The organism is Arthrobacter sp. 05L428, from assembly GCF_056397665.1.
This window is the reverse complement of the sequence record NZ_JBFTNW010000001.1, coordinates 390948-403336: the sequence shown is the minus strand read 5'-3', so window position 1 is coordinate 403336 and position 12389 is coordinate 390948. Positions and strand designations below refer to the sequence as shown.

Here is a 12389-nt window from a genome sequence, read left to right as displayed (position 1 = left end):
TTCCCCTAAGTTGGTTCGTCAGTTCGTGCGTTCAGGCGCCCGGCACCAGCAGGGCCACCGGGTAGTCGCGGAGGATCTCCGCCACGTCCGTCGTGCCCGGCCCGAAGGACCTGCCGCTGAGCTGGTCCGTCATGGCGACGGTGAGGCCGATGGCGGTGTCCTGCCAGCCTCCGCGTTGTTCGAGGCCGCGGGGCAGCCTTGTGGCCAGGGTGAGGGCCCCGGGCGTGCCGGCGCCGCGGTCGAAGGCGACCAGGTGTTCGGCGGCGGCTCCGGTGGCAGCAACCGGGGCGTAGCCGGCGAACAGCTCCGGCCGGTCCCGGCGCAGCCGCAGCGCCCGCGAGGTCACGAGCAGCTTCGCCGCGTCCTCCCGGTACGACGCCGGCCGCTCACCGGCGTCGATCGCTTTGAGGGCGGCGCGCCGCGCCCCGAAGTCGAACGGCCGCCGGTTATCAGGGTCGGTCAGCGACCGGTCCCAGAACTCGGTGCCCTGGTAGACGTCCGGCACGCCCGGCATGGTGAGCTGGACCAGTTTGGCGGAGAGCGCGTTGGCGGAGCCGTAGGGTTCCAGCAGGTCCACCAGCGAATCGAGTTCGGCGCGCACCTGGGCGTTGTCGAACGCAGCGTCGACGGCGGCTGCAAGTTTCGCTTCGAAGTCCGGGTCCGGGTCCAGCCAGTTCGTCGAATTGCCGGCCTCTCGGGCCGCCTTCTGGGCGTAGGACTGGAGGCGTTCCCGGTCCGCGGGCCAGACCCCGGCCACGGCCTGCCACAGCAGGTTGGCCAGCGGGCCGTCGGGCAGGGGCGCCAGCTCCTGCAGCCGGCGCAGCGAGGCCGTCCATTCCGGGGCCAGCTCCGCAAGCACGGAGATCCGGGCCCGGGTGTCCTCGCTGCGCTTTGTGTCGTGGGTGCTGAGCGTGGTCATCGACAGCGGCTGGCCCGCCTGGCGGCGTGCCATCCGGGCGTGGAACTCGTCGGCGGACAGCGCGAACTCGGTGGGGTCCGCGCCGACCTCGGTGAGGGTGCCGAGCCGGGTGTAGCGGAAGAACGCGGTGTCCTCCACACCCTTGGCCATCACCATGCCGGAGGTCTGCTGGAAGCGGCGGCCCAGCTCGGCGTCGGGCCCGGGGCCGGCATGCAGCAGCAGCGGGAGCAGCGCCTGCACCACGGGTTCCAGCTCGGGACGCCGCCGGGCGGCGAGTTCGCATGCCTCGCGCAGCACGCCCTCGCCCTCGGGCAGGTAGCTGCGGTAGACCGGGAAGGCCGCGGTGATCTCGGACAGCGCATCGACGGCGGCCTCCGGGCTGAGGCCGGCGGACGCCGGTACCAGCCGGGCGAGCCGCCGCATCTCCGAGTGCAGGATGCCGTCGGTGATCCGGCGCTTGGTGCCGCGGATCATGTCCTCATAGTCGGCGGGCGTGCCGCCGCGCAGCGAGGTGTCCAGGGCGTCGAGGCCCGCCTGGCCGGCGGGGTCGACGAAGAGCCGGTCCACGTCCGCGAGGGCGTCGTACCCGGTGGTCCCCTCGCACTCGAAGCCGGCCGGAAGCTCTTCACCGGGCTCCAGGATTTTCTCGATCAGCAGGTAGGCCCCGCCGGTCACGTCGCGCAACCGGCGGAGGTAGCCTGCCGGATCCGCGAGGCCGTCCGGGTGGTCGATGCGCAAGCCGTCAACGAGGCCCTCCCGGAACCAGCGGACAACCTCCTCGTGCGCCTCATCGAAGACCTCCGGGACCTCAACCTTGATCCCGGCGAGGGTGTTGACCGCGAAGAACCGGCGGTAGTTCAGATCGGTGTCCGCACGGCGCCAGCCCACCAGCTCGTAGTGCTGCCGGTCATGGACCGCGCGCGGGTCGTCGGCGGTGGAGTCACCTGCGGTATAACTGCCCTCGGCCAGCGGGAAACGGTGGTCGTAGTAGCGCAGTTCGCCGTCACGGATCTCGAGCGCGTCCACGTCCGCGTCCTCGCCCAGCACCGGGATCCGGATCCGGCCGCCGCCGAAGTCCCAGTCGACGTCGAACGCCTGGGCGTAGCGCGACTGTTGGCCTTCCTTGAGCAGCGACCACCACCACGGGTTCTGGACCGGGGTGGCGACGCCGACGTGGTTGGGCACGATGTCCACCAGGACACCCATGCCGGTGTCCCGCGCCGCACGGGAGACAGCCGCCAGCCCCTCGGGGCCGCCGCGGTCCGGGTCGATCGCGGCGGGGTCGGTGACGTCGTAGCCGTGGTCCGAGCCTTGTTCGGCCGTCAGGATCGGCGACAGGTAGATCCAGTCGACCCCGAGGGTCTTCAGGTAGGGCACGGTGTCGGCGGCGTCCTGCAGGGTAAAGCCCGGCCGGATCTGAAGCCGGTAGGTCGAGACGGGGGTCCTCATGAAGCAGTGGCCTTCGCTTCGCTGGCTTCGGCGGCCTTCGTCTGGGCCTCCGCCATCTCCTCCTGGGCGTCCTCGTGCTCGGCCATGGAGGCCAGGGAGGCGGCTGCGGAGTAGTCGACCTCGATCTCGGGGCCCGAGTAGGCGCGCAGCACGGTCATGGACTTGGCCGCCAGCTTCAGCGTCGACCCTGCCTTGAGGGGCTCGTTCGTATCGGCCTGGTCCGCGGTGTCCACGAGGATCTCCCAGATCGGCGAATACTCGTCGTTGGGCAGCACGAAGTCCACGTTGTCGTCGTGGGCGTTGAAGGCCATCAGGAAACTGTCGTCGGTGATCCGGCGGCCCCGGGAGTCCTGCTCCTGGATGCCGTGGCCGTTGTAGAACACGCCGATGGTCCGGCCGAAGCCGCTGTCCCAGTCCTCGGGCAGCATTCCGGTGCCGTCGGTCTTCAGCCAGACGATGTCCGGCAGTTTCTCGCCCTCACCCCGGACCACCGGCCGGCCGTCGAAGAAGCGGCTGCGGCGGAACGTCGGGTGGTCGTGGCGGATCTTGTTGACGAACGCGGTGAACTCCACGAGGGGCTGGTCCATGGCTTCCCAGTGCACCCAGCTCAGTTCGGAGTCCTGGCAGTAGGTGTTGTTGTTGCCCTGCTGCGTGCGGCCCAGTTCGTCGCCGTGAAGCAGCATTGGCACGCCCTGGGAAAGCAGCAGCGTCGCAATGAAGTTCCGCTGCTGGCGGGCGCGGAGGGTCAATACGGTGTCGTTGTCGGAGTCGCCCTCTTCGCCGCAGTTCCAGGAGCGGTTGTGCGATTCGCCGTCGTTGTTGCCCTCGCCGTTGGCCTCGTTGTGCTTCTCGTTGTAGGAGACCAGGTCGCGCAGGGTGAAGCCGTCGTGCGCGGTGACGAAGTTGATCGAGGCCACCGGGCGCCGGGCCGAGCTCTCGTAGAGGTCCGCGGAGCCGGTCAGGCGGGAGGCGAATTCGCCCAGGGTGGACGGTTCGCCGCGCCAGAAGTCCCGGACGGTGTCGCGGTACTTGCCGTTCCATTCGGTCCACTGCGGCGGGAAGTTGCCCACCTGGTAGCCGCCCGGGCCGACGTCCCACGGCTCGGCGATCAGCTTGACCTGGGACACGATCGGATCCTGCTGGATCAGTTCGAAGAACGTGGAGAGCTTGTCGACGTCGTAGAACTCGCGGGCCAGCGTGGACGCGAGGTCGAAGCGGAAGCCGTCGACGTGCATTTCCGTCACCCAGTAGCGCAGGGAGTCCATCAGCAGCTGCAGCGAGTGCGGGTGCCGGACGTTGAGCGAGTTGCCGGTGCCGGTGTAGTCCATGTAGTGCTTCTGGTCCCCGTCGACCAGCCGGTAGTACGCCTGGTTGTCGATGCCCTTGAAGGAGAGCGTGGGGCCGAGGTGGTTGCCTTCGGCGGTGTGGTTGTAGACGACATCGAGGATGACCTCGATGCCTGCCCGGTGCAGCTCGCGGACCATGGCCTTGAATTCCTGGACCTGGTGTCCGACATCGCCGGAGGAGCTGTAGGTGTTCTGCGGGGCGAAGAAGCCGATGGTGTTGTAGCCCCAGTAGTTGTTGAGGCCCTTTTCCACCAGGGTGCCGTCGTTGACGAACTGGTGGACCGGCATAAGCTCGATCGCCGTGACACCGAGCTTTTTGAGGTGCTCAATGACGGCCGGGTGGGCCACGCCCGCGTAGGTGCCGCGCTGTTCCTCGGGAATGTCCGGGTGCAGCTCGGTCAGGCCCTTGACGTGCGCCTCGTAGATGACCGACTCGTGGTACGGGACGCGCAGCTGGCGGTCACCGTCCCACTCGAAGTACGGGTTGATGACGACGCCGTGCATGGTGTGCGGCGCCGAATCGGCGTCGTTGCGCGAATCCGGGTCGCCGAATTCGTAGGAGAAGAGCGCCGGGTCCCAGTCGATCTGGCCCTGGATGGCCTTGGCGTACGGGTCCATCAGGAGCTTGTTGGGGTTGAAGCGGTTTCCGCTTGCCGGGTCGTACGGGCCGTGCACTCGGTAGCCGTACTTCTGTCCTGGCTGGATCTGCGGCAGGTAGCAGTGCCAGACGTAGCCGTCCACCTCGGTCAGTTCGATCCGGGTCTCACTCAGGTCGTCGGCCAGGAGGCAGAGCTCAACCCGCTCCGCCTGCTCGCTGAACAGGGCAAAATTGGTGCCGGTGCCGTCAAAAGTGGCTCCCAGCGGGTAAGCCGTTCCGGGCCAGACTTCCATGTGTACTCCTCGTGCGATGCGGACAATCTCTAGACAGACTACTTGTAAGTAAGGTTACTAATTTACCGGAGGCGCAAGGCGCGCCCTTTTGTTACAGCTTCGCGATGACCTCCGGCAGGGCTCCGGCAATGTCCGACGCCCTCAGCGGCCCGCCGTTCGAGGCAGCTGTTCCGGCCCGGCCGTGCAGGCTGGCCGCCATCGCGGCGGCGGCAGCCCACCGGTCCGGCCCGTCGAGCCCTAAGGCGCTGAAGGCGGCGGAGCCCTCCGGGAGCTGAGCCAGCAGGGCGCCGAGCACCCCTGCCAGGACGTCGCCGCTGCCGGCCGTGGCCATCCACGGGCTGGCGTCGGCCTGGCTGAAGACCACCCCCGAGGGGGCCGCCACCAGGGTGGTTGCGCCCTTGAGCAGCACGGTCGCGCCGGTGAGCCCGCTGGCCTGCCGGACGGCGGCGAGCGTAGCGTCCTCCACAGCGGCCCGGGCCGGGCCGGCGCCGTATCGTTTCAGCAGGGTGGCCAGCTCGCCGGCGTGCGGGGTCAGCACGGTGTGCGGGGACAGTTCGCGGGGCAGGGCCGGCAGCGCGCCGGCGTCGGCCACGGTGGGAAGTCCGGCGGCGGCCGCCTCGCGGACCCGCTCCAGCTGCTCGTGGGCGCCGTCGTCGAGTCCCGGTCCGAGCAGCCAGGCCTGGACGTGCGCGTCGGCGACGGACGTGCCGCACACCACTTCGGGGCAGGCCTGGCGGACCAGGTCCGCGACCTCCGGCGGCCCCACGTAGCGGACCATGCCGGCGCCAGCAGCCAGGGCGCCGCGGCAGGCGAGCACGGCCGCCCCCGGGTAGCGGGCGGATCCGGCCACGACGCCGAGCACGCCCCGGGAGTACTTGTGCGAGCGGCGTCCGGGCTGCGGGAGCAGCGCGGCCAGGTCCGCGGTTTCGAGGCGCCGCAGCTCCGGGTGCGCCAGCGCGTGCTCGATGCCGATCGCGATGGTCCGGAGCCGGCCGGTGAAGTCCGCGCCCGGGTCGGCGAGCAGGCCGGCCTTCGCCGCCCCGAAGCTCACGGTCACGTCCGCGGCCAGGACGGGGGCGTGCGCTTCCCCGGTATCGGCGTCGACGCCACTGGGGATGTCGCAGGCGACAACCAGCCCGTGGCGGCTGCGCTGCAGCTCCTCGATCAGGGTGCCGGCCGCGCCGCGCAGTCCGCCCTGCGCGCCGGTTCCCAGGACCGCGTCAATGACGACGTCGGCGCGGGCGGCGTCCGCTGCCAGGTCCCCGGCGTTGCCGTCGGTAAGGGCGGTGTCCCGGCCGCCGGCGGCGCGGAACGCCGCCAGCCCGGCCGGGTGGGCTTCTCCGGCGGTGAGCACCGCCGTCGTCCGCAGGCCCCGGCGGGCCAGCAGCGCCGCGGCGTAGAGCCCGTCGCCTCCGTTGTTGCCCTTGCCGGCGAGCACGGTGACGCTGGAGCCGTAGGGCCGCCGTCCGCGGCGCTGGAGTTCCCGGAGGACCGTGTTGGCGAGCCCGTAGGCGGCCCGGTGCATGAGAACAGCGCCCATGCCGGGGTCCGCACTTGCCTCAAGGAGTCGCTTCTCGAGGCCTCGAATGTGGGTTCCGGTATAGGCGCTGATCATGGTGCTTAGCCTTCGGCGATCACCGTGGCGGTGGCGATGCCGCCGTCGTGGCTGATCGACAGATGCCAGCGTTTGACGCCTTTCGACTCGGCCACGGCCAGTACCGTGTCTTTGACCTGGACGGTGGGGCCGTTCTGGTCCAGGCCGATCCAGCAGTCCTGCCAGTTCATTCCGGCGGGCGCGCCGAGCACCTTGGCCACGGCCTCCTTGGCGGCGAACCGCGCGGCCAGGGACCGGGTGTTCAGTTCCCGCTCGGCCGGGACAAACAGCCTGTCGCGCAACCCGGGGGTGCGCTCAAGCTGCCGGCCGAACCGCTCAATGTCTACGACGTCTACGCCAATGCCAACAATCATGCGGCTATTCTACGGTCACGCTCTTGGCCAGGTTCCGCGGCTGGTCCACGTCGTAGCCCTTGGCGCTGGCGAGTGCCAGCGCGAAGATCTGCAGGGGCACGGTGGACAGCAACGGGGCCAGGAGGGTCGGGGTCTCCGGGATGTAGATGACGTGTTCGGCGTAGGCCTTCACCGCCTCGTCACCCTCCTCGGCGATCACGATCGTCTTGGCGCCGCGGGCACGGACTTCCTGGATGTTGGAGACGACCTTGGCGTGCAGCGAGTCGCGGCCCCGGGGCGAGGGGACAACCACGAAGACCGGCTGGCCTTCCTCGATCAGGGCGATCGGGCCGTGCTTGAGCTCGCCAGCGGCGAATCCTTCCGCGTGGATATAGGCGAGCTCCTTGAGCTTGAGCGCGCCTTCCATGGCAACCGGGAAGCCGACGTGGCGGCCCAGGAACAGCACGGACTTGGCGTCGACCATGTCGCGGCCGAGTTTCTTGATCGCGTCGGCGTTGTCCAAGATCTGCTGGATCTTCGCGGGGATCTTGCCGAGGTCGGCGAGGATGTCCTTGATCTCGCCCTGGAACTTGTTGCCGCGCAGCTGTGCCAAATACAGGCCCAGCAGGTAGGCGGCCGCGATCTGGGCGAGGAACGCCTTAGTGGAAGCCACCGCGATTTCCGGACCGGCGTGCGTGTACAGCACGGCGTCGGACTCGCGCGGGATAGTGGAGCCGTTGGTGTTGCAGATGGACACCGTCTTGGCGCCCTGTTCCTTGGCGTACCGGACAGCCATCAGCGTGTCCATGGTCTCGCCGGACTGCGAGATGGAAACGATCAGGGTGTTGGCGTCCACAATCGGATCGCGGTAGCGGAACTCGTGCGAAAGCTCGACCTCGGTGGGGATCCGGCACCAGCGTTCGATCGCGTACTTCGCGACCTGGCCGGCGTAGGCGGACGTGCCGCAGGCCAGGACGATGATTTTGTCCACGCTCTTCAGCAGTTCCGTGTCGATCCGGAGTTCGTCGAGGGTCAGCTTGCCGTCGACGTCCGACCGGCCCAGCAGGGTCTGCAGCACGGCGTCCGGCTGGTCGTGGATTTCCTTTTCCATGAAGGACGGGAAGCCGCCCTTCTCCGCGGAAGCGGGATCCCAGTTGACGTAGTATTCCTTGCCCTCGGCCGGGGCACCGTAGAAGTCGGTGATCGCGACGGTATCGGCGGTGATGGTGACGATCTGGTCCTGGCCCAGTTCCACGGCGCGGCGGGTGTAGTCGATGAAGCCGGAGACGTCGGAACCGAGGAAGTTCTCGCCCTCGCCCAGGCCCACCACGAGCGGGGAGTTGCGGCGGGCGGCCACGACGACGTCGGGCTGGTCGGCGTGCACGGCGAGCAGCGTGAAGGCGCCCTCGAGGCGCTGGCAGGCAAGTTCCATGGCCTTGGTCAGGCCGCCGTTGGCGTTGTCGCCGCCCAGCTGGTTGCGGTAGATGTCACCGATCAGCGCTGCGGCCACCTCGGTGTCGGTCTCGGAGAGGAAGGTCACGCCTTCGCCCACGAGTTCCTGCTTCAGCTCCGCGAAGTTTTCGATGATGCCGTTGTGGATGAGCGCCAGCTTGCCGCCGTCGGACAGGTGCGGGTGCGCGTTCAGGTCCGTGGGGCCGCCGTGGGTTGCCCAGCGGGTATGCCCGATGCCGGTGAGGGCGTCCGGCAGCGGGTGGGCCTCCAGTTCGGTGATCAGGTTGCTCAGTTTCCCCGACTTCTTGCGGGAAGAAATGGCACCGTCCGCCACGACCGCGATCCCGGCGGAGTCATAGCCGCGGTACTCAAGGCGCCGCAATCCCTCCAGGACAACGTCCAGGGCTTTGTGTTCAGTATTTACCCGGCCAGCCGAGCGGCCTACATATCCAACGATTCCGCACATGGACATAAGCCTAACCGGTTTCCCGGTCGTCCGACGTAGGATGTGCCGGTCCGGGCCCGCCGCTGGCGGCTGGCGGGGTGTCCATTTCGCTCTGGGCGTTGTCAAGGGCAGAATCTCTAAGGTGACTTTGCAACGCAACGAAGCGAACGGCGAGGGCGTCTCCCCGTTCGTTGAGCTGGACCGGCAGACCTGGTCCCGGCTCGCTGCCCAGATGGAGCAGCCCCTCAACGAAGAGGATGTGCTCCGCCTCCGCGGCCTGGGCGACCCCCTGGACATGAAGGAGGTCCGCGAGGTCTACCTCCCGCTGTCCCGGCTGCTGCACCTCTACGTCGAGGCCGCCAACCAGCTCCACGCGGCCACCACGACCTTCCTGGGCGAGAAGACCCAGCGCACCCCCTTCGTGATCGGCGTGGCCGGCTCCGTGGCGGTGGGCAAATCGACCATCGCCCGCGTACTGCGTGAAATGCTGCGGCGCTGGCCCGGCACCCCGAACGTCGAGCTGATCACCACCGACGGGTTCCTCTACCCCCTCGCCGAACTCAAGCGCCGTCAACTCCTGGAGCGCAAGGGGTTTCCGGAGTCCTACGACCGCCGCGCACTGCTGCGCTTCGTGAGCGAGGTCAAAAGCGGGGCCGAGGAAGTGCGGGCCCCCTGGTACTCGCACGTCACCTACGACATCGTTCCGGGCAAGGAAGTTGTGGTCCGCCGGCCGGACGTGCTGATTGTCGAGGGCCTGAACGTCCTGGCGCCGGCACGCCCGCGGCATGACGGCCGGCAGGGCCTGGCGTTGAGCGACTTCTTCGACTTTTCCATCTACGTGGACGCGAAGACCTCGTATATCGAGGAGTGGTATGTGGACCGGTTCCGCAAGCTGCGTACTACCGCCTTCGCACAGCCCGAGTCCTACTTCCACCGCTATGCGACGCTCTCCGATTCGGAGGCCGAGCAGACCGCCCGGGACATCTGGAAGCGCATCAACGAGCCGAACCTGGAAGAAAATGTCCTCCCCACCCGCGGCCGGGCCCAGCTGGTGCTGACCAAGGACGCCGACCACTCCATCCGACGCATGTTGCTGCGCAAGGTTTAGCACAGGTGTGCCACGACAGCGCCGGCACTTCCCCGGGCCCGGCAACCCCGAGCCGGCGGACGCTCGGGCGCCTGCTCGCGGCGGGAACGGCACTGGCTGTCCTTGCAGCCGTGGCCGGCTGTAGCCCGGGCAGCAGCCCGGAGCCATCCTCCAGCACGGCTGTGCCAACTGAGCGTTCCTCCGCCGCGGTTTCCGCCTCCGGCTCGCCTACGGCGACGACCACCTCCGCGGGCGTGGCCACCGCCCCCACACCCACGGCCGACGCAGCGCCGTCAGCCTCCGCGCCTGCGGCTTCCTGGCCTGCGACGTCCGGACCGGCCCGGAAGCATTCCCTGACCGATCCTGCGAGCCCGTGGGTGGTGGTGAACAAGCACCGGCCGCTCTCCCCCGCCACGTTCGTTCCGCCCGACCTCGTGCAGCCGGCCGTCAGGCTGGCGGTTTCCGGCGAGGCCGCGCAGCTGAACAGCACGACGGCGGCGGCCGCCGAGCGGATGTTTGCAGCCGCCGCGGCGGACGGCGTGGTCCTGACCCTGGCGAGCGGCTACCGTTCCTTCGCGACCCAGACGGCCACCTACAACGGCTACGCGAACGCCCGGGGGCGCGCCGAGGCGGACACGGCTTCCGCGAGGCCCGGTTACTCCGAGCACCAGACGGGCTGGTCCTTTGACATCGGCGACGGCGGAGGGGCCTGCAGCTTCCAGCCCTGCTTCGCGGAACAGCCGGCCGCCGTGTGGGCCAAGGCCAATGCGCACCGCTTCGGCTTCGTGGTCCGCTACCCCTGGATGGCCCACCCGGTCACCGGCTACTTCTACGAGCCGTGGCACCTGCGCTACATCGGTACCGAGGCCGCGGGCGACATGCACAAGCGCGGCGTCGCCACCCTCGAAGAGTATTTCGGCCTGGAAGCCGCGCCAGCCTACCGCTGAGCCTGCCGGGCCCGGGCTACCGTGGGTTCATGCTGACTGGATTCAAGAATTTCATCATGAAAGGCAACGTCGTTGACCTTGCCGTCGCCGTCGTCATGGGGGCCGCCTTCGGCGCCGTCGTGACCTCCATCGTGGAAGGACTCCTCACGCCACTCATCGGCTTGCTTTTCAACGCCAAAGGCATCGAGGAAATGGCCTGGGAGGGGTTCAAGTACGGCACCGTCATCTCCAGCATCATCTCGTTCGTGCTGATTGCAGCTGCCATCTACTTCGTGGTGATCCTGCCGATGAACCACATGATTGAACGCCGCAACCGCCGGCTGGGCATCAACCCGGACGTCAAGGAGGAATCGGCCGAGGACCCTCAGATCGCCCTGCTCACCGAGATCCGCGACGCCCTGACCCGCACCACCCGCTAGCTTCCGGACCAACAAAAGGTGGCCCGCTTCCTCACGGAAACGGGCCACCTTCTTGCGTTCTTGGAGTCAGTCGGCGATGAGCGCCAGGGCAAGCTCGGTCCGGACCACCTGGGCCAGGCCTTCGGCGACTTCCTGGGCGGTGTCCTGGTCCGCGGCTTCCACCATCACCCGGACAACGGGTTCGGTCCCGGAAGGACGCAACAGCACGCGTCCGGTGTCACCCAGCCGTGCCTCGGCCCGGGCCACGGCTTCAGCCACGGCCTCGTCACCCTTGACCCGGCTGCGGTCGACGCCCTTGACGTTGATCAGCACCTGCGGGAGCTTGGTCATGACCGTGGCCAGTTCCTTGAGCGGACGGCCGGTCAGCGCGACCTGGGCGGCAAGCTGCAGGCCCGTCAGGACGCCGTCGCCGGTGGTGGCGTAGTCGGCAAAAATAACGTGGCCGGACTGCTCGCCGCCGAGGTTGAAGCCACCTTCGCGCATGCCTTCCAGCACGTAGCGGTCGCCTACGCCGGTCTCACGGAGGCTGATGCCTGCCTCGCGCAGGGCGATCTTGAGTCCGAGGTTGCTCATCACGGTGGCAACCAGGACGTCGTCCTTGAGCTTGCCGGATTCCTTGAGGGCCACGGCAAGGATGGCCATGATCTCGTCGCCGTCCACCTCGTTGCCCTCGTGGTCCACGGCCAGGCAACGGTCGGCGTCGCCGTCGTGGGCGATGCCCAGGTCAGCCCCGTTGTCCAGGACCGCCTGCCTCAATGGGCCGAGGTGTGTTGAACCCACCCCGTCGTTGATGTTGAGGCCGTCCGGATCGGCGCCGATCAGTATCACCTCGGCGCCGGCCGTCTTGAAGACCTGCGGTGAGCAACCGCTGGCGGCGCCGTGCGCGCAGTCCAGGACCACCTTTAGGCCGTCCAGGCGGTGCGGGAGGGTGCCCAGGAGGTGCACGATGTAGCGGTCTTCCGCGTCGGAGAACCGCTGGATGCGGCCAACTTCGCCACCGACCGGGCGGTACGGCTCCTTGCTCAGCTGTTCCTCGATCGCGTCCTCGACGTCGTCGGGGAGCTTCTGGCCGCCGCGGGCAAAGAACTTGATGCCGTTGTCCGGGGCCGGGTTGTGGGAGGCGGAGATCATCACGCCGAAGTCGGCGTCGAGGTCGGCGACGAGGTACGCGGCGGCCGGCGTTGGCAGCACGCCGGCGTCGTAGACGTCGATGCCGGAGCTGGAGAGCCCGGCCTCCACGGCGGCCGCGAGGAACTCGCCGCTGGCCCGCGGATCGCGGGCGACGACGGCGCGCGGCCTGTTGCCGTTGGTGTTGCGGTCGTGGCCGAGCACGACGGCGGCGGCCTGCGCCAGCTGCAACGCCAACTCTGCGGTCAGTAGGCCGTTCGCCAGGCCCCGGACACCATCTGTTCCAAATAATCTAGACATCGAGCCCAAGTTTAGTCGATCGCGGGCCCGGGTCCGGTTTCCGACCATCGGAGACCCGT

The 12389-nt window shown here is 68.6% G+C and carries 9 protein-coding genes; 3 read left to right on the top strand and 6 right to left on the bottom strand.

Annotation, left to right across the window (positions count from 1 at the left end):
• Positions 1-31: 31 nt before the first annotated feature.
• The 5 genes from treY to glmS all read right to left on the bottom strand — a co-directional run bounded on the left by treY (position 32) and on the right by glmS (position 8470).
• Entirely contained in the window at positions 32-2368 is a 2337-nt protein-coding gene (gene treY, locus AC1DH3_RS01995; protein ID WP_476908469.1) for a malto-oligosyltrehalose synthase, read from the bottom strand.
• Entirely contained in the window at positions 2365-4605 is a 2241-nt protein-coding gene (gene glgX, locus AC1DH3_RS01990) for a glycogen debranching protein GlgX (protein ID WP_476908468.1), read from the bottom strand. Before glgX ends, treY begins: the two co-directional genes overlap by 4 nt.
• A 91-nt stretch (positions 4606-4696) precedes the next feature.
• Positions 4697-6220 (bottom strand): NAD(P)H-hydrate epimerase, encoded by a 1524-nt coding sequence (locus AC1DH3_RS01985; protein WP_476908467.1) that lies wholly within the window; start codon positions 6218-6220, stop codon positions 4697-4699.
• 5 nt (positions 6221-6225) lie between these two features.
• The gene (locus AC1DH3_RS01980; RefSeq protein WP_175321209.1) at positions 6226-6573 is read right to left on the bottom strand and encodes a holo-ACP synthase; all 348 of its coding nucleotides are present in this window, start codon (positions 6571-6573) and stop codon (positions 6226-6228) included.
• Between the two features lie 4 nt (positions 6574-6577).
• Positions 6578-8470, bottom strand: coding sequence for a glutamine--fructose-6-phosphate transaminase (isomerizing) (gene glmS / locus AC1DH3_RS01975; protein WP_476908466.1), 1893 nt, complete (start codon positions 8468-8470; stop codon positions 6578-6580).
• Positions 8471-8591: 121 nt separating this feature from the next.
• Between glmS and coaA the strand changes: the two genes are divergently transcribed.
• Genes coaA through mscL form a run of 3 tightly spaced genes read left to right on the top strand, consistent with a single transcriptional unit; the run spans position 8592 to position 10902 of the window.
• On the top strand, positions 8592-9557 hold the full coding sequence (coaA, locus tag AC1DH3_RS01970) for a type I pantothenate kinase (RefSeq protein ID WP_441417068.1): 966 nt from the start codon (positions 8592-8594) through the stop codon (positions 9555-9557).
• A 5-nt stretch (positions 9558-9562) separates the two neighbouring features.
• Complete coding sequence (locus AC1DH3_RS01965) at positions 9563-10483, top strand: M15 family metallopeptidase (protein WP_476892128.1); 921 nt, start codon at positions 9563-9565, stop codon at positions 10481-10483.
• A gap of 29 nt (positions 10484-10512) precedes the next feature.
• Positions 10513-10902, top strand: coding sequence for a large conductance mechanosensitive channel protein MscL (gene mscL / locus AC1DH3_RS01960; protein ID WP_476892127.1), 390 nt, complete (start codon positions 10513-10515; stop codon positions 10900-10902).
• 66 nt (positions 10903-10968) lie between these two features.
• Here the strand turns inward: mscL and glmM are convergent, their stop codons facing one another.
• Positions 10969-12330: a phosphoglucosamine mutase gene (glmM, locus tag AC1DH3_RS01955; RefSeq protein ID WP_476892126.1), complete on the bottom strand. Its 1362-nt coding sequence runs from the start codon at positions 12328-12330 to the stop codon at positions 10969-10971.
• Positions 12331-12389 lie beyond the last annotated feature (59 nt).

Excerpts from the sequence above, each read along its gene's own strand:
- treY (WP_476908469.1), bottom strand. The coding sequence starts at position 2,368 with ATGAGGACCCCCGTCTCGACCTACCGGCTTCAGATCCGGCCGGGCTTT.
- glgX (WP_476908468.1), bottom strand. The coding sequence starts at position 4,605 with ATGGAAGTCTGGCCCGGAACGGCTTACCCGCTGGGAGCCACTTTTGAC.
- AC1DH3_RS01985 (WP_476908467.1), bottom strand. The coding sequence starts at position 6,220 with ATGATCAGCGCCTATACCGGAACCCACATTCGAGGCCTCGAGAAGCGA.
- AC1DH3_RS01980 (WP_175321209.1), bottom strand. The coding sequence starts at position 6,573 with ATGATTGTTGGCATTGGCGTAGACGTCGTAGACATTGAGCGGTTCGGC.
- glmS (WP_476908466.1), bottom strand. The coding sequence starts at position 8,470 with ATGTGCGGAATCGTTGGATATGTAGGCCGCTCGGCTGGCCGGGTAAAT.
- mscL (WP_476892127.1), top strand. The coding sequence starts at position 10,513 with ATGCTGACTGGATTCAAGAATTTCATCATGAAAGGCAACGTCGTTGAC.
- glmM (WP_476892126.1), bottom strand. The coding sequence starts at position 12,330 with ATGTCTAGATTATTTGGAACAGATGGTGTCCGGGGCCTGGCGAACGGC.